General features: G+C 65.3%; 17 protein-coding genes and 1 tRNA gene. 11 read left to right on the top strand and 7 right to left on the bottom strand.

Annotation, left to right across the window (positions count from 1 at the left end; all coding sequences use genetic code 11):
* The first annotated feature begins 65 nt into the window (after nt 1-65).
* From J7I92_RS09980 to J7I92_RS09935, 10 genes are all read left to right on the top strand, one after another.
* Nucleotides 66-686 carry a MazG nucleotide pyrophosphohydrolase domain-containing protein gene (locus J7I92_RS09980; protein WP_214840196.1) on the top strand — a complete coding sequence of 207 codons (621 nt, stop codon included), beginning with the start codon at nt 66-68 and terminating at the stop codon, nt 684-686.
* 120 nt (nt 687-806) lie between these two features.
* Complete coding sequence (gene eno / locus J7I92_RS09975; protein WP_214839973.1) at nt 807-2,087, top strand: phosphopyruvate hydratase; 1,281 nt, start codon at nt 807-809, stop codon at nt 2,085-2,087.
* Nucleotides 2,088-2,230: 143 nt separating this feature from the next.
* Nucleotides 2,231-2,986: a septum formation initiator family protein gene (locus J7I92_RS09970; protein WP_214839971.1), complete on the top strand. Its 756-nt coding sequence runs from the start codon at nt 2,231-2,233 to the stop codon at nt 2,984-2,986.
* A gap of 64 nt (nt 2,987-3,050) precedes the next feature.
* A complete protein-coding gene (locus tag J7I92_RS09965; RefSeq protein ID WP_396020366.1) occupies nt 3,051-3,788 on the top strand; it encodes a DUF501 domain-containing protein in 738 nt (245 codons plus the stop codon).
* A complete protein-coding gene (locus tag J7I92_RS09960; RefSeq protein ID WP_214839970.1) occupies nt 3,785-4,726 on the top strand; it encodes a Ppx/GppA phosphatase family protein in 942 nt (313 codons plus the stop codon). The genes J7I92_RS09965 and J7I92_RS09960 overlap by 4 nt, the downstream gene beginning before the upstream one ends.
* Nucleotides 4,727-4,823: 97 nt before the next feature.
* The gene (locus J7I92_RS09955) at nt 4,824-6,203 is read left to right on the top strand and encodes a S8 family serine peptidase (RefSeq protein WP_214839969.1); all 1,380 of its coding nucleotides are present in this window, start codon (nt 4,824-4,826) and stop codon (nt 6,201-6,203) included.
* A gap of 54 nt (nt 6,204-6,257) precedes the next feature.
* Nucleotides 6,258-7,727 carry an NAD(P)/FAD-dependent oxidoreductase gene (locus J7I92_RS09950; RefSeq protein ID WP_214839968.1) on the top strand — a complete coding sequence of 490 codons (1,470 nt, stop codon included), beginning with the start codon at nt 6,258-6,260 and terminating at the stop codon, nt 7,725-7,727.
* A gap of 66 nt (nt 7,728-7,793) precedes the next feature.
* Nucleotides 7,794-8,738 (top strand): N-acetyltransferase, encoded by a 945-nt coding sequence (locus tag J7I92_RS09945; protein WP_214839967.1) that lies wholly within the window; start codon nt 7,794-7,796, stop codon nt 8,736-8,738.
* A gap of 20 nt (nt 8,739-8,758) precedes the next feature.
* Nucleotides 8,759-8,832, top strand: a tRNA-Leu gene (locus J7I92_RS09940).
* A 237-nt stretch (nt 8,833-9,069) separates the two neighbouring features.
* Nucleotides 9,070-10,422 (top strand): ABC transporter substrate-binding protein, encoded by a 1,353-nt coding sequence (locus J7I92_RS09935; RefSeq protein WP_214839966.1) that lies wholly within the window; start codon nt 9,070-9,072, stop codon nt 10,420-10,422.
* Between the two features lie 156 nt (nt 10,423-10,578).
* Here the strand turns inward: J7I92_RS09935 and J7I92_RS09930 are convergent, their stop codons facing one another.
* From J7I92_RS09930 to J7I92_RS09915, 4 genes are read right to left on the bottom strand one after another with little or no spacing between them, the layout of a single operon-like run.
* Complete coding sequence (locus J7I92_RS09930; protein ID WP_214839965.1) at nt 10,579-11,349, bottom strand: ABC transporter ATP-binding protein; 771 nt, start codon at nt 11,347-11,349, stop codon at nt 10,579-10,581.
* Nucleotides 11,346-12,368: an ABC transporter ATP-binding protein gene (locus J7I92_RS09925; RefSeq protein WP_214839964.1), complete on the bottom strand. Its 1,023-nt coding sequence runs from the start codon at nt 12,366-12,368 to the stop codon at nt 11,346-11,348. The genes J7I92_RS09930 and J7I92_RS09925 overlap by 4 nt, the downstream gene beginning before the upstream one ends.
* The gene (locus J7I92_RS09920) at nt 12,365-13,333 is read right to left on the bottom strand and encodes a branched-chain amino acid ABC transporter permease (RefSeq protein WP_214839962.1); all 969 of its coding nucleotides are present in this window, start codon (nt 13,331-13,333) and stop codon (nt 12,365-12,367) included. Before J7I92_RS09920 ends, J7I92_RS09925 begins: the two co-directional genes overlap by 4 nt.
* A gap of 9 nt (nt 13,334-13,342) precedes the next feature.
* A complete protein-coding gene (locus J7I92_RS09915; RefSeq protein ID WP_251039682.1) occupies nt 13,343-14,638 on the bottom strand; it encodes a branched-chain amino acid ABC transporter permease in 1,296 nt (431 codons plus the stop codon).
* Nucleotides 14,639-15,129: 491 nt separating this feature from the next.
* Here J7I92_RS09915 and J7I92_RS09910 point away from each other — a divergent pair, with 491 nt between their 5' ends.
* Nucleotides 15,130-16,059: a Bax inhibitor-1/YccA family protein gene (locus tag J7I92_RS09910; protein ID WP_214839960.1), complete on the top strand. Its 930-nt coding sequence runs from the start codon at nt 15,130-15,132 to the stop codon at nt 16,057-16,059.
* Between the two features lie 207 nt (nt 16,060-16,266).
* Here J7I92_RS09910 and J7I92_RS09905 read toward each other — a convergent pair whose 3' ends face one another.
* Genes J7I92_RS09905 through galT form a run of 3 tightly spaced genes read right to left on the bottom strand, consistent with a single transcriptional unit; the run spans nt 16,267 to nt 19,897 of the window.
* Nucleotides 16,267-17,505: an acetyl-CoA C-acetyltransferase gene (locus tag J7I92_RS09905; RefSeq protein WP_214839958.1), complete on the bottom strand. Its 1,239-nt coding sequence runs from the start codon at nt 17,503-17,505 to the stop codon at nt 16,267-16,269.
* A gap of 20 nt (nt 17,506-17,525) precedes the next feature.
* Nucleotides 17,526-18,698, bottom strand: coding sequence for a galactokinase (gene galK / locus J7I92_RS09900; RefSeq protein WP_214839956.1), 1,173 nt, complete (start codon nt 18,696-18,698; stop codon nt 17,526-17,528).
* The gene (gene galT, locus J7I92_RS09895; RefSeq protein WP_214839954.1) at nt 18,695-19,897 is read right to left on the bottom strand and encodes a galactose-1-phosphate uridylyltransferase; all 1,203 of its coding nucleotides are present in this window, start codon (nt 19,895-19,897) and stop codon (nt 18,695-18,697) included. Before galT ends, galK begins: the two co-directional genes overlap by 4 nt.
* Nucleotides 19,898-19,986: the final 89 nt, after the last annotated feature.

The following is a 19,986-nucleotide window of genomic DNA, read 5'->3' as shown; positions in this document are numbered from 1 at the left end:
ACAGTCCGGAGCCCGTGGAGACCTTGGTCGCCGCGGTAGCCGCCCTCCGGGAGCACTGCCCCTGGATGGGTGCGCTGACCCACGCGTCCCTGGTGGAGTACCTCCTTGAGGAGGCCTTTGAGGTGGCCGAAACCATTGAAACCGGCGCCGACGAGGCCGAACTCCGCGGGGAGCTGGGCGACGTCCTGCTCCAGGTGGTACTACACGCCCGCCTGGCCGAGGAACGGGGAAGCTTCGGCTTCGACGACGTCGTCCAGGGCCTCACGGCGAAGCTGGTCGGCCGGAACCCGCACGTGTTCCGGCCGGACGGCTCGCTGCAGGACACCTTCCCGGCCAGCGTGGACGAGATTGTCCGGAAGTGGGATTCCATCAAGCGGGCCGAGAAACCGGAGCGCGGTGACCCGTTCGAGGGAATTCCGCTGGCCCTTCCGGCCCTCGCCCGGGCGCAAAAGTCGCTGGACCGCGCCGAGCGGGCCGGCGTCGGGATGGCCGACCCGGAACCTGCGGCTGGCGACCTCGTGGGCGCGCTGGCAACTGAGGATGAGCTCGGAGAGCTCCTGTTCGGGCTCGTCGCCGCCGCCCGGACCCGGGATTTCGACGCCGAACGCGCCCTCCGCGGGGCCGTCCGGCGCTATCAGGCCGGCCACCGCCCTGCCAAGGCTGATCCGCCGCTGGCGGGATCATGACGTCCGGGTGCTGGATAGGTTTCCGTAACGCGCACCACTCTCGACTACGCTAGTCCCTGACGAGGACGTCGAATTTTTTCTGCAACATCCCCCCGTTAATCGCCCATAAGGAGCATATTCATGGCGCTTATCGATGCCATCCACGCCCGCGAGATTCTCGATTCCCGTGGCAACCCGACCGTAGAAGTTGAAGTTCTGCTGTCCGACGGCCAGATCGGCCGCGCAGCAGTGCCCTCCGGCGCATCAACCGGCGAGCACGAAGCGGTTGAACTCCGTGACGGCGACAAGGGCCGCTACCTTGGCAAGGGCGTCCAGAAGGCGGTGGACGCAGTCATCGACCAGATCGCACCGGCGCTGACCGGCTTCGACGCCACTGACCAGCGCAGCATTGACCAGGCCATGATCGACCTGGACGGCACCCCCAACAAGGGCAAGCTCGGCGCCAACGCCATCCTGGGTGTTTCGCTGGCCGTTGCCAACGCTGCTGCCGCGTCCGCTGACCTGCCCCTGTACAAGTACCTCGGCGGCCCCAACGCGCACGTCCTCCCCGTTCCGCTGCTGAACATCCTCAACGGCGGCTCGCACGCCGACTCCGATGTGGACATCCAGGAATTCATGATCGCCCCGATCGGCGCCGAGACCTTCTCCGAGGGCCTCCGCTGGGGTGTTGAGGTCTACCACAACCTCAAGTCCGTCCTGCAGGCCAAGGGCCTCTCCACCGGCCTGGGCGACGAGGGCGGCTTTGCTCCGAACCTGCCGTCCAACCGCGCCGCACTGGACCTGATCCAGGAAGCCATCACGAACGCCGGCTACACCCCGGGCAAGGACATCGCCCTGGCACTGGACGTCGCCTCTTCCGAGTTCTACAAGGACGGCGCCTACCAGTTCGAGGGCAAGGCACTCTCCGCCACCGAGATGAGCGCCTACTACGCCGAACTCGTGGCCGACTACCCGCTGGTTTCCATCGAGGACCCGCTGGATGAAAACGACTGGGAAGGCTGGAAGACCCTCACCGACGCCATCGGTGACAAGGTCCAGCTCGTCGGTGATGACCTCTTCGTCACCAACCCGTCCATCCTGCAGCGCGGCATCGACACGGCCACGGCCAACTCCCTGCTGGTCAAGGTGAACCAGATCGGTTCGCTGACTGAAACCCTGGACGCCGTTTCGCTGGCCCAGCGCGCCGGTTACACCACCATCACCTCGCACCGCTCCGGCGAAACCGAGGACACCACCATTGCTGACATCGCCGTTGCCACCAACGCGGGCCAGATCAAGACCGGTGCCCCGGCACGCTCCGAGCGCGTTGCCAAGTACAACCAGCTGCTGCGCATCGAAGAGGAACTCGACGACGCCGCACGCTACGCCGGACGCAGCGCCTTCCCGCGTTTCAAGGGCTAGCATCCAATAAAACAGCTGACCGGTGGCTATGGTTGAAAGACCATGGCCACCGGTTCTGTTTGTGCCAAGGACCGGTCCGCGGCCAGAGCTGGGCAAGCACCAGCAGAGTAAATGGGCACAGCACCGTTCATTACAGGAGTGTCATGGCCACCCGCCGTCCCAAGGTTCCCCGGGCTACGCCCGCGGTGCGTCAATCCAAGGACCCCGACGACGGCGCTGAGGTCATCCGCGCCGATTTCGGCGCCACGCGGCACCTGCCCGCCTCCGCGGAGGCCAGGAAACCGGAAGCGCCCGGAAAATCCACCGGCGGCCGGTCGGGCGACTCGGTTAAAGCCGGAGCCGCCACCGGGAAGCAGGCAACCGGCCGCCCCACCGACGGCAGGGCAACCAGCACCAGGGCACCCGGCAGCAGGTCAGCCAGCCCCAAGGCGCCGGGAAAAACCGACGGGGCCACCGGGAAGAACGCCGGAAAGAACGCCGGGAACAACACCGGGGAGAACCAGGATCCGGTACCGGCCAAGGCGTTTTCCGGCCGGATGCTGGCCCTCGCCGTCGTCATGATTGCCATCACCATCATGCTGGCGCCCACTGTCAAGATCTTCATCGACAAACGGGCCGAGATCGCCGCCCTGGAGGCGGACATCGCCGCACGGCAGGCTGAGCAGGCAAACCTGAAACTGCAGGTGTCCCGCTGGCAGGACCCGAACTACGTGAAACAGCAGGCCCGCGACCGCATTAACATGGTTATGCCGGGAGAAACCGGCTACTGGGTGTTTGGCAGCGATCTGCCGGCCGGGACCGCCAGTGGCCTGGGCGGCACTGGAACAGCAGAGGACCCGGCCAACCTGCCATGGGTGGATTCACTTTGGGAGTCCATCAGGCGTTCGGCAACAGACTAGAGGCGGTGCCCACCGCCGGCTGTCCCAAGGGGCAGCCTCCAAGGGCAGGAAGGCGGCCGCGCCAGTGGACCAGAATGCAGTAGGCGAGAACGCCCCGGGCGGAAAACCCGCGGAGGCAGAGACCGCTCCCGCGCCGTCGTACAGCCATCCCTCCGCCCGGGACCTGGACGTCCTGAGCCGCCAGTTGGGGCGGCCGGTACGGGACGTCGTCGAAATCCCTGCCCGCTGCGTCTGCGGCAATCCGCTCGTCGCAGCCACGTCGCCGCGGCTCAGCAACGGAACACCGTTCCCCACCACGTTCTACCTGACCCACCCCGTCATCACCTCGGCGGTTTCGCGGCTCGAGGCCGCCGGCCTCATGAACCACATGAACGAGCGCCTGGCCGAAGACGCCGGCCTCGCAGCCGCATACCGGGCTGCCCATGATGCGTACCTCGCGTCCCGGGCGGAGATCGGTGCGCGGTCCGGCATCGGCGCCGTCCCCGAAATCGACGGCATTTCCGCCGGCGGAATGCCCACCCGGGTGAAGTGCCTGCATGTCCTTGTGGGCCAATCCCTGGCTGCCGGTCCCGGCGTCAACCCGCTGGGTGATGAAGCAATCGCAGCCATCAGCGAATGGTGGTCGGTGGACCGTTGCTATTGCGACGGCGCCTGGGACACCGGGGGAGAGGCGCCGTCAAGGGACCTCAGCCGGCACGGACCGCAGGGGCTCCCCGACATCGTGGGACGCCCGGCGCCGGTCCGCAAGACCCAGCGGAACGCTGAAGAAAACACTGAGAACTCCACGGAGGCCGCCCAATGACCCGAGTTGCCGCCATCGACTGCGGAACCAATTCAATCCGCCTCCTCATCGCGGACGTGGACGGAAGCGCCTCCGGGCTCACCGACGTCGTGCGCGAAATGCGCGTGGTCCGGCTCGGCCAGGGCGTGGACGCAACCGGTGAACTCGCGCAGGAGGCCCTGGACCGAACCTTTGCGGCTACGTCCGACTACGCCGACCTCATCCGTGAGCACGGCGCCGGCAAGGTCCGTTTCGTTGCCACTTCCGCCACCCGCGACGCCCGCAACCGGAAGGTCTTCGTGGACGGCATCCGCGAGATCCTCGGAGTGGAACCCGAAGTGATCACCGGGGACGAGGAGGCCGCACTTTCCTTCGCCGGGGCCAGCAGTGTCCTGCCGTCCCGAGGCACCGACCCCTTGCTGGTGGTGGATCTCGGTGGCGGAAGCACCGAGTTCGTTCTCGGCGACGCCAGCGGCGTCATCGCCGCCAAGTCCGTCGACGTCGGGTGCGTCCGCATGACCGAACGGCACCTTCGCAACGACCCGCCCTCACCTCAGCAGATCGCCGCTGCGGAGGCCGACGTCGATGCCGCCATCAGTGCAGCGGGACTGACCGTTCCGCTGGACCGTACCACCGCCGTCGTCGGCGTGGCGGGTTCGGTCACCACGATCACTGCCCACGCACTCCGGCTGCCGGAATACTCGCCGGTTGCGATCCACGGCGCGGAACTTCCGCTGGGCACCGTCAGCGAGGCCTGCACTGATCTTCTGGAGATGTCCAAGGCCGAACGCGCCGGGCTTCCGTACATGCACCCGGGCCGGGTGGACGTCATCGGCGCCGGCGGGCTGGTCTGGCGCCGTGTGTTGGAACGGCTGGCGGAAGCGACCGGGGGCCGGATCACGTCGGCGGTCGCCAGCGAGCACGATATTCTCGACGGAATTGCCCTGAGCATCAGCTGATGAACACGCCCCAGGCGGATGCCGCATGCCGCCTGTGCCAAGCGCCCGCAGCCTGCCTCCGCGCTGCACCATCAGCCGCAGACCCGATTGGACCCGAATGACCAGAGCAACAACCCGCTGGGGCCGCCTGGCCTCCGCCGTGACCGCGGTGGCCTTTGCCGCCGGCAGCCTGGCCACAGGGCTGATTGCTGCACCGGAAGCCCGGGCCGATTCCTGGCGGGACAAAGAGTACTGGCTGGCGGAATCCGGCATTACCAAGGCCTGGGAGGTCTCCAAGGGCGCCAACGTCAAAGTGGCTGTCATCGACAGCGGCGTCGATGCCAAGCACCCCGACCTGAAGGGCGCCGTAGTCGGGGGAAGCGACGCCTCCGGAGCCGGAAGCGCGGACGGGCAGAAGAGCATCGGTTCCAAGCCTGAACACGGCACGCTGGTGGCCACCATGCTGGCCGGCCGCGGCCACCAGCCGCCCAAGTCCACCGCTGGTCCCACCCCCGGTGCCTCAACGGCACCCGGCCCGGACGGAATAGTCGGGGTCGCCCCGGAAGCCCAGATCCTTTCAGTGTCCACATGGCTTGGATCCGTGAATCCCGGCGGGAAGAGCGATCAGGAACAGATTCCCGCTGCCGTCCGCTGGGCCGTGGACAACGGCGCACGCGTCATCAACATTTCGCTGGGCAGCACCTCGCCGGAATGGCCGCAGAGCTGGGACGCGGCGTTCCTCTACGCCGAACAAAAGGACGTTGTCATCGTGGCCGCGGCAGGGAACCGGGTGGGTGGAAACGTGCAGGTCGGAGCGCCGGCAACCATCCCTGGCGTCCTGACCGTGGCAGGCCTGGACCGCAAGGGCGCCGCCAGCATCGATTCCTCTTCCCAGGGCATCAGCATCGGCGTGGCCGCACCGGCGGAGAACCTCATCGGCGGCATGCCCGGCGACGGCTACGCGGAATGGGCCGGCACGTCAGGGGCAACACCGATTGTGTCCGGCGTTGCGGCGCTGATCCGCTCCAAGTGGCCTGAGATGACGGCCAGTCAGGTCATCAACAGGATTGTCACTACCGCCAAAGACGCCGGGGCGCCGGGCAAGGATCCCATCTACGGCTTCGGTGTCCTCAATGCGGAGGCCGCACTTAGGGACGATGTGCCTGAAACGAGGGTGAATCCCTTGGGCACCGTCTCGGACTGGATCAGGATCCACCGCCGCGGCGAGGCAGCGGAGACCGTTCCCGCGGCCGAGCCGGGGGAGAGCCCCACCAGCGCTCCGCCCACGCTGCCCGTCGCGACGATACCGGTGGCGGAGGCCCCGTCCCAGCTGGACGCAGCCGTGCCCGCCGTGGTGGTGATCGGCTTCGGAATGCTGTTCGCAGCCATCATCGGCGGCGGCATATTTCAGCTTAGAAGAGCATCCAGAAATCCCGGAAATGCGGGCGAAGAACCGGAGAGCGGCGTGCTGGACAAAGTGGACACAAACGGAACGTAAGAGCGCGGGCCAATAGTTAGTGAAGATTTTCACAAAGTACTGTATTCTTGAATCATGGCAACAACCCCACAGCTCCAGGACCGTCCCAGGGTACTCGTCGTCGGCGGCGGGTACGTCGGCCTGTACGTAGCCCTCAAACTGCAGAACAAGATCGCGAATGCCGGTGGCATCGTCACCGTCGTTGATCCGCTGCCTTACATGACGTACCAGCCCTTCCTGCCGGAAGTTGCCGGCGGAAACATCGAGGCGCGCCACGCTGTCGTCTCGCACCGACAGCACCTGAAGCAGACGGAACTCATCCAGGGCCGTGTCACCTCCATCGACCACGCGAACCGCACCGCCGTGGTTGCCCCGTCCGATGGCGGACCCACCTTTGAGTTGCCCTACTTCGACGTCGTCCTGGCCGCCGGCGCCATTACCCGCACCTTCCCCATCAAGGGCCTGGCGGACAAGGGCATTGGCCTGAAGACCATCGAGGAGGCCGTTGCACTGCGCAACAAGGTCCTCGAGCGGATCGAAGCCGGTTCCACCATCACGGATCCCGCCGAGCGGGCCCGCGCACTCACCTTCGTGGTGGTTGGCGGCGGCTTCGCCGGCATCGAGTGCATCACCGAGATGGAAGACCTTGCCCGCGCGGCAGTCAAGAACAACCCCCGCGTCAAGCAGGAGGAAGTCCGCTTCGTCCTGGTTGAAGCCATGGGACGGATCATGCCCGAGGTCACGGCCAAGCAGGCCGACTGGGTTGTGGAGCACCTGCGCAGCCGCGGCATCGAAGTCCTGCTGAACACCTCGCTGGACAACGCAGAGGACGCCCTGAAGCTCATCAACCTGCCGGACAAGACCCCCGCCCAGGAATTCGAGGCGGACACCCTCGTCTGGACCGCCGGCGTGCAGGCCAACCCGATGGTCCGCTCCACCGACTTCCCGCTCGAGCCCCGCGGACGCGTCCGCGTTCTTCCGGACCTACGCGTGGCAGGCGATGAAGGCATCATCGAGAACGCCTGGGCCGCCGGCGACATCGCGGCCGTGCCGGACCTCACCGGCAGCGGCCTGCCGGACGGTACCTGCGTGCCGAACGCGCAGCACGCCCTGCGCCAGGCCAAGCGCCTGGCGAAGAACCTGTGGGCCTCCCGCTGGGACAAGCAGCTCAAGGACTACAAGCACAAGAACCTGGGCGCGGTTGCCGGCTTCGGCGAGTGGAAGGGTGTTGCCAACATCAACCTCCTGGGCCGCATTGGCCTGAAGGGGCCCCTGGCCTGGCTGGCCCACCGCGGTTACCACGGCCTGGCCATGCCGACGGTTGAGCGCAAGATCCGTGTCATCTTCGGCTGGATCCTCGCGTTCTTCATGGGCCGCGACACGACCCAGCTGATCGACCTGGACAACCCGCGCGGTGCGTTCGTAGCCGCCGCCACTCCGGCCCCGAAGCCTGCTGCCGCGTCTGTCGCGCCGGCGGCTGGCAAGCCGGCCGAGTCCGGCAGCAGCAGCCCGCAGAAGCAGACCGTGTCGGCCGACACCAAGTAGCCTGCAACGCCGTCGACGGCGGCCGTTCCCTCCGGGGAGCGGCCGCCGTTGTTGTTTAATGGCTCAATGACTGGTGAAAAGGACATCCTGACCCTCTTGGCGTCAATCCACCCCGTGCAGCGCGAGGGCGAGTATGTGTACGTGCTCTGGCCGTACGGCAGGCCGCTGGCCGGTGGCATCGAAGCAGCCGTGCGGGAGGCGGAAGGGCTTACGGTGGTGCTGCCACGCGCCGAAGCGGACCAGCTGGACCTTCGCTACGACTTCGTTGCCGCATGGATCACGCTGCAGGTCCATTCATCGCTCGAAGCCGTCGGACTCACTGCTGCCGTCAGTGCAGCGCTCACCGATGCCCGCATCAGCTGCAACGTCCTCGCCGGATTCCACCACGACCATCTTCTGGTGCCGGTGGCCGACGCGGACCGCGCCATGGAAATACTGCACGAACTTTCCGCCCAAAGCTCCGACCAGCCCGCGCCCCAACTGATTCTCCGCACGGAACGGCCGGAGGACAGGCCCGCGATCCTGGAGCTGACGGCGGCTGCTTTCTCGGTATCGCCCGCCACCGGGCTTCCCGTCGACGGCGAACCCGCCGAAGTCGGATTGTTGAAGGAGCTCTTCGACTGCGACGAGTACCTGCCGGAGTTCAGCATCGTTGCCGAACAAAACGGCGAAGTAGTGGGACACGTCATCAGCACCCGCGCCTGGGTGGGGGACCATGAGCTGCTGGGGCTGGGGCCGATTGGAGTTGTGCCGCGGCTGCAGCGGCACGGAATCGGTTCCGCGCTGATGCAGGAATCCGTGGCGCGGGGCAATGCCGCGGGGGAGAGGGGAATCGCCTTGCTGGGAAGCCCGGAGTATTACTCCCGTTTCGGCTTCGTGCCGTCGGTCTCCCTGGGCATCGAGCCGCCCCATGCCGAGTGGGGGGACTTCTTCCAGCTGCTGCCGCTCGCCGTCTGGCCGGGAGGCATTCATGGGACGTTTCGGTATGCAGGGCCCTTTGAGCGGCTCTGACGGGATACCATTGACCGGGCGCCCCAGTAGCCCAATTGGCAGAGGCAGCGGACTTAAAATCCGCGTGTTGTGGGTTCGAGTCCCACCTGGGGTACTTTTCTTCCAGCCGTGTCGCGTTGACGGCGCCGTTCGGGGCGCCCTCCGCCGGCCCGGATTCTTCCGCTTTTCACCGCCTGCAGGCCGTGGTTTCTCATATGCAACGACTGTTATAAGGATGTGACCATAGTCACTTATGTTCGCGGAAAAATTGCACTAGCTTGAAATCAAATCAGGAACACCTGGTATTCGCATCAAAGGCCGTTCGCACCTTTCGATCGAGGAGACTTAAAAAATGATTTCACTCCCCCATGCGGCGCCGCGGATCGCTAAGCTGACAGCGCTTAGCATCGGCGTCGCCTTTTTGGCTACGGCTTGTGGTGGCTCGTCCACCCCGGGCGCCACAGAATCCACTGCCCCGGCAGCGTCCGGCATCGCCTGCCCGGCACCTAGCGCCACCGGCAGCAGCACCACTGAAGCAGGCGGCGGCGGCGGCGCGGTTCCCCCCTCCGCCACCACAACCGACACGCCACTCAAGATTGGATCGCTCCTGCCGACAACGGGGTCGCTGGCGTTCCTTGGCCCGCCCGAAATTGCCGGTGTCAACCTTGGCATCAAGGAAGTCAATGACGCAGGCGGCGTATTGGGCAAGCCCGTTGAGGTGATCCACCGCGATTCCGGCGACACCAAGACCGACATCGCTACGCAGTCCACTACGGCACTGCTTGGAAGTGGCGTCAGCGCGGTCGTCGGTGCTGCTTCATCCGGCGTTTCCAAGACCGTCATCAACCAAATCACGGGTGCCGGCGTCATCCAGTTCTCTCCCGCGAACACGTCCCCCGACTTCACCACCTGGGATGACAAGGGACTCTACTGGCGCACGGCTCCTTCGGATGTGCTGCAGGGCAAGGTCCTCGGCAACTACATGGCCACCTGTGGTGCACAGACCGTTGGCATGATCGTGCTGAACGACGCCTACGGCACGGGCCTTGCCAAGAACGTCAAGGAAGCTTTCCAAGCCGCCGGCGGCAAGGTGGTTGCAGAGGAGCTCTTTAATGAGGGCGATTCACAGTTCAGCAGCCAGGTTGACAAGGTCATTGCCGCCAAGCCCGACGCGATCGCCCTGATCACCTTTGACCAGGCCAAGAGCATCGTTCCGCTGATGACCGGCAAGGGCGTCAAGGCAACCCAGATGTTCATGGTGGACGGCAACACGTCGGACTACAGCAAGGACTTCCAGGCCGGCACGCTGAAGGGCGCCCAGGGCACCATCCCGGGAACGTTTGCCAAGGAGGACTTCAAGAAGAAGCTGCTTGCGATTGACCCGGCGCTGAAGGATTACAGCTACGCAGGCGAGTCCTACGACGCTGTCAACCTGATCGCACTGGCATCCGAGGCCGCCAAGAGCACCAAGGGCACTGACATCGCCCAGCAGCTTAAGGCAGTCTCCGAAACCGGCGAGAAGTGCAACAACTTCGCATCCTGCGTCACGCTGCTCCGCGACGGCAAGGACATCGACTACGACGGCCAGTCCGGTCCGGTGTCCTTCTCCGACGCCGGCGACCCGACGGAGGCCTACATCGGCATCTACGAGTACCAGGATGACAACACCTACAAGCCGTCCAAGGAAGAATTCGGCAAGCTGTAAAGCCGACTCCTGAACCAGCACGAAAGCCCCTGTCCATATTCGGACGGGGGCTTTCTGCTGCCTGGGGAGGGGAACCGCCGGGGACACAGAAGGGCCGCCACCAAGCGGTGGCGGCCCTTCTGGCCCTCGTGGTCTTTCTGAGGACGCTGCCTGGACTTAGACGTCGTCCGCCAACGTGCCGAGGTAGAGCTGGATCACCTTGGGATCCTTCATGAGTTCTCGCCCGGTGCCGGTATATGCGTCCTTGCCCTGGTCCAGCACGTAGGCGCGGTCACAGATCTGCAGGCAGCGGCGGGCGTTCTGCTCGACCATGATCACCGAAACGCCGGCCCGGTTGATCTCGTGGACCCGCAGGAAAGTCTCATCCTGCTTGACGGGGGAGAGGCCTGCCGATGGCTCATCGAGCAGCAGGACGGCGGGCTCCATCATCAGGGCACGTCCCATGGCCACCATCTGGCGTTCACCGCCGGACAGCGACCCGGCACGCTGGGCGCGGCGCTTACCGAGCTCGGGGAACAGGCTGGTGACGAAGTCGAACCGTTGGGCAAAGTCCTTGGGCCGCTGGAACATGCCCATCTGCATGTTCTCTTCGATCGTCAGGGTGGCGAACACGTTGTTGTTCTGCGGGACGAATCCCACGCCCTTGGTCACCAGTTTGTTGGCCTTGAGCCCGGTAATGTCCTGGCCCCGGACCACAACGGAGCCGGAGTGCACCTTCACCAGGCCGAACATCGCCTTCAACAGCGTGGACTTGCCCGCGCCGTTGGGTCCGATGATTCCGATCAGTTCACCTTTGCGGGCCTCGATGCTGCAGCCGTTGAGGATGTTGACACCGGGGATGTAGCCGGCCACCAGGTTGGTGACCGTGACCACAGCGTGGTCCGCGGCGGTCGGTGTGGCGGCCGCTGCTGTACTGGCTGTACTCATTCGATGTCCTTCTTCCTTGCCTGGGGCTCGTCCGGTTCAGTGGCGACAACGTCGGCCGCGATGATCCCGGCGTCCTCGGTGCCCACGATTGACTCCTTGTCAGCCACGAGCTCTGCTGCCAGCTCTTTGATGCCTTCGGCGTCACCCAGGTCGACGTCGTGGTGCGCGCCCAGGTAGGCGTCGATCACGGCGGGGTTCTTCATGACTTCCTGCGGCGGACCTTCGGCAACGATCTTGCCTTCGGCCATTACGACCACCCAGTCGGCAATGTGCCGCACCATGTTCATGTCGTGCTCGACGAAAAGCACGGTCATGCCTTCCGCCTTGAGGTTCTTGATGTGGTCGAGGAGGGATTGGGTCAGTGCGGGGTTGACGCCGGCCATGGGCTCGTCCAGCATCACTAGCTTGGGCCTGACCATCAGGGACCGGGCCATCTCCAGGAGCTTGCGCTGGCCGCCGGACAGTGACGCCGCGTAATCGTCCTTCTTCGCGTCCAGCTTGAACTTCTCCAGCAGGACGTTGGCCTGGGCGGTAATCTCCTTTTCGCGGCCGCCCCACATTCCCTTGAACAATGCCTTGGAGAGCCGCTCGCCGGGCTGCTCCGAGCCGCCCAGCCGCATGTTTTCCATGACAGTGAGCTTGCCCATCACCTTGGTCAGCTGGAACGTCCGCACCATGCCCATCCTGGCCACCTTGTAAGGGGAGACGCCCGCAAGGCTGTTGCCTTCGAACTGCCACTTGCCGGAGTTCGGCGTATCGAAGCCCGTCAGCAGGTTGAAGAGCGTGGTTTTGCCGGCTCCGTTGGGGCCGATCAGGGCGGTGATCTTGTGACGCGGGATCTCGAGGTATTCGACGTCGACGGCGTTAATGCCGCCGAAGCTGCGGGTCACGTTCTCCGCGACCACGATCGGGTCCCTTTTCTTGCAGCCCGGCGCGGTCTCGTCGGCGGCGATCGGCCGTGTGTCCGTCATGTAATCAATGTTCTCGGCGCCCATGGGCACGTTGCGTTGCTCAGTCATGCGAATGCCAGCTCCTTCTTGTTGCCGAAGACACCCTGCGGCCGGAAGATCATCAGCAGCATCAATGCCACACCCACCAGGATGTAGCGAAGCTGACCGGCTTGGACGGTGTTCAGCCAGGTCACGGCGTCGGATTCAATTAGGCCGTAGAGGATGCCTTGGGTAAGTGACAGGACCACCCAGAAAATCATGGCGCCCACCACGGGGCCGAGGACTGTCCCGAGACCGCCCAGCAGCAGGCAGGTGTAGAGGAAAAACGTCAGTTCGGTGCCGTAGTTGGCAGGCTGGACAGCACCGCGGGGCAGGGTGAAGACCATGCCTGCGAGGGCGCCGAGGACGCCACCGATCACGAGGGCCTGCATCTTGTAGGCGTACACGTTCTTGCCGAGCGACCGGACGGCGTTTTCGTCCTCCCGGATGCCCTTGAGCACGCGGCCCCACGGGCTCCGCATCAGGAGCCACACGAGCGTGCAGCAGATAATCACAAGTCCCCAACCCACTACGCGAATAAAGAAGTCCCTGTTGTTCATGCCGAAGTAGGAACCTTCGGGGAACGGGTTCATGGAATAGAACCCTGCTTCGAACGCGGCCAGGCCGTTGGCGGAACCGGTTACGGACGTCAGCTGGTTGGTGGTAACGATGTAGCGGACGATTTCCGCGGCCGCGATCGTGACGATGGCGAGGTAGTCGGCGCGCAGGCGCAGGGTTGGAATACCCAGCAGCAGCGCGAAGATCGCCGAGCAGACAACGGCGATGAGCAGGCCGATAAAGAACGGTACCCCGAAGGTCAGCGTCGAAATGGCGAAGCCATAGGCGCCCACCGCCATGAAGCCGGCCTGGCCGAAGTTCAGCAGGCCGGAGTAGCCGAAGTGAACGGCGAGGCCGAGCGCGGCAAGCGCGTACGCCGCCGTCGTCGGGCTGAACAGTTCTCCGGCAGCGCTGGAAAAAATGAATCCCAAGTCCATGGCTGTCTCCTAACCCACGCGCTCGCGACGGCCCAGGATGCCCTGCGGCCGGAACAAGAGGACAACAATCATGATGAACAGTGCTCCCACATATTTGAGGTCGGCGGCGAGGCCGAACACGGTGGTCAGCTCCACGAAGATGCCGACGATGACGGATCCGATCAGTGCGCCAAAGACGGTGCCCAGCCCGCCCAGGGTCACGCCCGCGAAGATCAGCAGCAGGATTTGTGAACCCATGTCGAACGTCACGCCGGGCCGGTAGTACGCCCAGAGGATGCCGCCCAGGGACGCCAGCATGCCGCCGGCAACCCAGACAATGCGGATCACGTTGTCCACGTCGATGCCTGAGGCCGCCGCAAGGGCCGGGTTATCGGCCACTGCACGTGTTGCCTTGCCGAGCCGGGTCTTGAGCAGGATGATCCCGATCAGGGCGATCACAATGGCACTGATGATGAGGGACCAAAGATTGTTGGGCGAGATGGAGACCGGCCCGATCTGGATTTCAGCGCTTTGTGCGTACGGCAGCTGCTGGGTGGCTCCGCCGAAGTAGAACTGGATGACGTAGCGGACTGCCAGTGCGAGCCCGATGCTGACGATCATCATCGGGACCAAGCCGGTCCCGCGCCGCCGCAACGGCTTCCAGAGGCCGGCGTCCTGGACGTAGCCGAAGAGGCCGCCGCCCAGCAGGGCCAGGACAATCGCCAGCCAGAACGGAAGGCTCATGGCATTGAAGACGAAGACCAGGACCGCGCCGAACGTCACCATTTCGCCGTGGGCAAAGTTGGTGAGCCCGGTGGTTCCGAAGATGAGCGAGAGTCCGACGGACGCGAGCGCCAGGAGCAGGCCGAAGCTGAGGCCGGCTACGAGCCTGTTGAGAAGGTTCTGGCCGAAGTCCTGTTGCTGGACAACGATGCCTTTGCCGAAGGCGAAGATCACCGAGAGATTGGAGGTCTGGCTGAAGGTGACGGTGCGTGGGTTTTCTTGGCCTTCGGCCAGCTTGATTCCTTCGGGAAGGGTGGATTCGTCCAGCTCCACCTCATAGGTGCCCTGGACCGGAACTCCGATGGTCCACGAGCCGTTGGCGCCTGATTTTGCGGTCCCGGTGAAATCACCGCTTTTGGCGGTGATCGTAACGTCAGCGATGGGTGCGCGTGCATCGTCACGGAGGAAGCCGCTGATGCTGTTTTGGAACTGCTGGTTCGACGGGGATGGTGTCGGCGAAGGAGTAGTGGCCTGCGATGCCGGGGCAACAACGAGCAGAATTGCGACAACGGCGGCAAAGACAGCCCCCAGCGTCTTCAGCAATCCGCCGCGCCGTCTGTGCGACAGGCCTCTCGGTGTACTTCTCAAATTGATAACCTCCACATGGGGGTGGTGTGGGTTGCGCCTTTACAACCTCTGCGAACGGAACAGGAGACCGATCGTGGCGCCAAATACGCGGTAGACAAACCGAGCATCTTGTGATGTTGGTCACCCTGCTTGGCTTATGTTACAGCCAGCCGACACCAAAGAAGCGCTGTGTAGCGGCGCCTAAGATAGCGATCGGATAACAACCATGTAGCGGTGCCTGAGAAACAATTCAGTTCAGCTAAAGAAAACTTTTGTTGAGTGTGCGTGTTCCTTAACATTCCGTTCGCCCATGCTCCTTCCAGCCATGGCGCGCGTGTTCCCGCCCATGTCACGGTTGGGTCTCGGGTGGCTCCGTGGGGGAACTATCCCTGCCCACCGAGCGTGAGAATTGGTAGCTTGAACTATAAGGATCACCACCCACCCCCTTTATTTGGAGGACACCCGCAATGGCACTTGGCGGAAACCCGATCTTCAACGGAAAGAATTTCCGTGGAGCCACCCAGGCACCGCCTGTTCCGCAGGCGCAATATGGCCAGAACCCTTACGGCCAGAATCCGTACGGCCAAGTTCCGGGACGCGCCCCCGGGCAGGTCATGGACGCGCAGGGCGGCTGGATGGCCCAGCAGCAGAACATGACCCACGACCAGCTGCAGCAGATGTACAACCGTCCCGCAGCCGGCCCGGTCGAAACCGGGCGGATGACGTTCGACGACGTCATCATGAAGACCGCGGCCTGCCTCGGCGTTCTGATGGCCGGCGCGGCAGTCACGCTCTTTATAAGCATGTCGCTGGCCTCACTTCTAATGATCGTCGGCGCGCTGGGCGGCTTCGTGCTCGCCCTCGTCAACACGTTCAAGAAGCAGCCCTCGCCGGCGCTGATCCTGGCCTATGCCGGCTTGGAAGGACTCTTCCTCGGCGGGCTGACCCGCGTCCTCGACGGGCTTTACCCGGGCGTCGGACTCCAGGCCGTCATCGGCACGCTGTCCGTGTTCGGTGTGACACTGCTGCTCTTCAAGAGCGGGAAGGTCCGGGCCACCCCGAAGGCGATGCGCTTCTTCATGATCGCGATTATCGGCTACGCGGTCTTCTCGCTGATCAACATGGTGATGGTGATGACCGGCGCGGTACAGGAGCCGTTCGGCCTGCGCACCAGTTTTGAAATCTTCGGAATACCGCTCGGCGTCTTTATCGGCCTGCTGGCGATCGGCCTGGCCGCCTTCTCGCTGATCATGGACTTCACCAGCATCGAAGCCGGTGTCCGCAGCGGCGCCCCGGAGCGCTTCTCCTGGACCGCCGCGTTCGGCCTGACCGTGACGCTCGTGTGGCTGTACGTGGAGATCATCCGCCTGCTGGCCATCCTCCGCGGCGACGACTAGCACGCAAAGCCGGCCGACGCCGTCGTGAACTAACGCAAGAAGGCCCCGCCAACCGGCGGGGCCTTCTTTGTCTGTCTGCTTCCGCTACTCAAACCTCCCGAGTTTTTGGCCACTTCAAGGGACTTCCGGGCCGTTTTGGGGCGATTATCTGGACAAAAACTCGATTGGCAGGGCGGACGGGCGCCCGCGGGAAGTGTGCCCCGGGGTTTAGCTGAGCCGCTCGAAGACGATTGCCATTCCCTGGCCGCCGCCCACGCACAGTGTCGCCAGGCCCAGCGTTGCGTCGCGCTCCCGGAGCCCGTTCAGCAGGGTGGTGGTCATGCGGGCGCCGGTCATGCCGAACGGATGGCCCAGCGCGATCGCCCCGCCGTGAACATTGAGCCGTGAGGGGTCGATGCCGAGTTCCCTGGCACTGGCCACGACCTGCACCGCGAACGCCTCGTTCAGTTCCACCAGGTCGATGTCCCCGATGCCCAGCCCGGCCCGGGCCAGGGCCTGGCGGGTTGCCTCGACCGGCCCCATGCCCATCAGTTCCGGGGAAAGCGCCGTGGCTGCCGTCGACACAATCCGTGCCAGCGGTTCCAGTCCCAGGTCGCGCGCGCGGTCGTCGCTCATCACCACGACGGCGGCGGCCCCGTCGTTGAGCGGACACGCATTGCCGGCGGTCACGGTTCCTTCGCTGCGGAACACCGGCTGGAGTGCGGCAACCCCCTCGAAGGTCACTCCGGGGCGGGGGCAGTCGTCCCGTTCCACCAACGTGCCGTCGCGCCTGGTATACGGGGTGATTTCGCGGGCAAAGAATCCTGAGGCGATGGCCGCTTCCGCCCGGTTCTGGCTGAGGACGGCCCACTCATCCTGCTCGGTCCGGCCGATGCCGTACGTGGTGGCCACGTTTTCCGCGGTCTGTCCCATCGCGATGTAGATATCCGGCATCCGTCCGCCGAGCCGCGGGTCCGTCCACGGCGTGTTGGACGCGGCGCGCGCCTCGGTCCGCCGCCGCGCGGCTTCGAAGAGCGGATTGTGCGTGCCGGCGTCGGTTTCTCCTGCCCCGGCCCAGTTGGGGTACCGCGACACGGACTCGACGCCGGCAGCCACGAACGCGGCACCCTCGCCGGCCTTGATGGCGTGGAACGCCATGCGGATGGTCTGGAGGCTGGAGGCGCAGAACCTGTTGATGGTGGCGCCGGGAACATTGTCCAGCCCGGTCAGGATAGTGACGACCCTGGCCATGTTGGAACCAGCTTCACCGCTCGGCTCGGCACAGCCCAGGTAGAGGTCGTCCAGGCCCGTGCCGTCCGCGCGGCGGGGGTCGAAGGACGGGATCTTGTCCAGGGCGGCCGTGACCATCGCGGCGGCAAGGTCATCCGGCCGCTCGTCCTTCAGGGACCCTTTGAAGGCGCGTCCGATTGGGCTTCTGGCAGTGGAAACAATGACTGCTTCTGACATGCGCCCAGCCTACGCCCGCGCTACACCAGCCGCATCGCCCCGGCGGCCGGGGTGACGGTGAAGATGTCAGGTTTCCGGTATCCCGCGCCGGCAAAGGCCAGCTCGACGGCGGTGCGCACCTGCTGCTCCGCCGACAGGGGAGTGAGGGCGATCGCGGCGCCGCCAAAACCGCCGCCCGTCATGCGGGCTCCGAGGGCTCCGCTGGCACGGGAGGTGTCGACAGCCAGGTCCAGCTCGGGACAGGAGATCTCGAAGTCGTCGCGCATGGAACGGTGGCTCGCGTCGAGGAGGGATCCAATGGCGCCGGGTCCCCCCGAGCCGAGGAGCTCCACGGTCTGCAGGACGCGGTCGTTTTCCGTGACGACGTGCCGGACCCTGCGGAACGTGACCTCATCCAGGAGGCCGCTGGCTTCGTCCAGGTCGTCCACGCCGACGTCGCGGAGCGCCTTGACCCCCAGCACCTCGGCGCCGAGCTCGCACGAGGCGCGGCGCGAGGCATAACCGCCGTCGGCGTGCGAATGGGACAGTTTGGTGTCGATCACCAGCAGGACCAGCCCGGCCGGCTCCGTCTCGAACGGGACGAGGCGCACACTCTGGTCCCGGCAGTCGAGGAAGACAGCCTTGCCCTTGGCCCCGCGCAGCGAAGCCGATTGGTCCATGATGCCGGTGGGGGCTCCGACGAAGTCGTTCTCGGCACGCTGGGTAGCCAGCACCATTTCCTCGGCCTTGAGCCCCGCCCCGGTCAGCTCGTTGAGGGCCGAGATGACGGCGCACTCAATGGCGTGGGACGAGGAAAGGCCCGCGCCGAGCGGAACGTTGGAATCCAGCAGCAGGTCAAGCCCCGGCACCTCAATGCCCCGCTCCTGCAGCGCCCAGATGACGCCAAGGGGGTACTTGGTCCAGCCTTTGGCCTGTCCTCCGTCCAGCGCCGCGGTGTCCGCCGTCGTCATGCCCTGGTCGCCGTAGGTGGACAGCAGCCGGAGCGTCGAGTCGGGGCGGACCCGGACCGCCACCCGGGCTGTCTTGTCAATGGCGAACGGGAGCACGAAGCCGTCGTTATAGTCAGTGTGCTCGCCGATCAGGTTCACGCGTCCCGGTGCCTGCCAGATACCGTCCGGGGCGGAGCCGAAGGCGTCCTGGAACCGGGCTTCGAGGTCGGCGTTGCCGAGGGGGGTGCCTGTTGGGGCGGTCATGCGTGTGCACCTTCCGGGATTGCTTTAAGTGCTGATGCTGGAACCGTGACGTTGCGCAGCCGCTCCGCCACCTGCTCCGGGGTGGTGTCGTTAATAAAAGCACCCATTGCCGCTTCGGAGCCGGCCAGATATTTGAGCTTATCCGCCGCACGGCGGGGGGAGGTCAGCTGGAGGTGAAGGTAGCCGGCCGGCCGGAGTATGGCATCGAGCGGGGCCTGGTGCCAGGCGGAGATATAAGGCGTAGGCGTCGGATAAAGGGCATCGAGCCGCTTGAGCAGGTCCAGGTACACATGTGCCAGTTCGTCCTTCTCCTCGCCGCTGAGTGCCGCGAGGTCCGGCACCTGCCGGTGGGGCACCAGATGCACTTCCAGCGGCCAGCGGGCCGCGAACGGGACGTAGGCGCTGAAGTTCTCGCCTTCAAGGACCATGCGGCTGCCGTCTTCGCGTTCCGACCCCAGGAGGGAACCGGTCAGCGTCTGCCGGCCGTCGGCGTCGTCGAAGAACTTCCGGGCCGCTGCCCCCATCACCGCAGCGCGCGGCGTGACGTACGGGTAGGCATAGATTTGGCCGTGCGGATGGTGAAGGGTCACCCCGATGTCCGCACCGCGGTTCTCGAAGGGGAAGACCTGCCGGATGCCCGGCAGTGCGTTGAGGGCACCGGTGCGGTGGGCCCAGGCCTCCACCACGGTCCGGGCCCGGACTTCACTGAGGCCACTGAACGCTCCGGTGTGCTCCGGCGTGAAGGACACAACCTCGCAGCGCCCGAAGGCATTCCCCGTGGTTCCCCACCCGGCCGTTTCCGGCACCGTTCCAAGCGCCGGTCCGAGCGACGGAAAGCGGTTCTCAAAGACGACGACGTCGTAGTCCGGCGCCGGGATCTCGGAGGGGTTGGCGGTGGTCGTCGGGCAGATGGGGCACTGGTCCGCCGGAGGAAGGTGCGTGCGGCTCTGGCGGTGCGCGGCCACGGCGACCCACTCACCGGTGAGGGCGTCAAACCTGACTTCGCCCGGTTCGCTCCTGGCCGGCAGTTCGCGGCGGTCGGGGAAGTCCTCGGGCCTGCGGATGCCCTTCACGGTGGCACCTTCGACCGGTGCACCATCAACCGTGCCGCCTTCGACCGGGGCACCATTGCTCGTGGCGTCATCAAAATAAAGCAGCTCCCGGCCGTCGGCAAGGGTGGTGCTGGAGATGTGTGTCATGCGTGTTGTCCTTTGCGGGGCGTCGGCCATCTGAGCCCAGCCCTCGACGGGCCGAACGGCTGGCAGGTCAATTCTCCCACAAACCGATC

Source organism: Arthrobacter sp. ISL-72 (assembly GCF_018613755.1).
Classification (GTDB): Bacteria; Actinomycetota; Actinomycetes; order Actinomycetales; family Micrococcaceae; genus Arthrobacter.
Note: the sequence above shows the minus strand (reverse complement) of the source record. Positions and strands in the feature narration are given on the sequence as shown.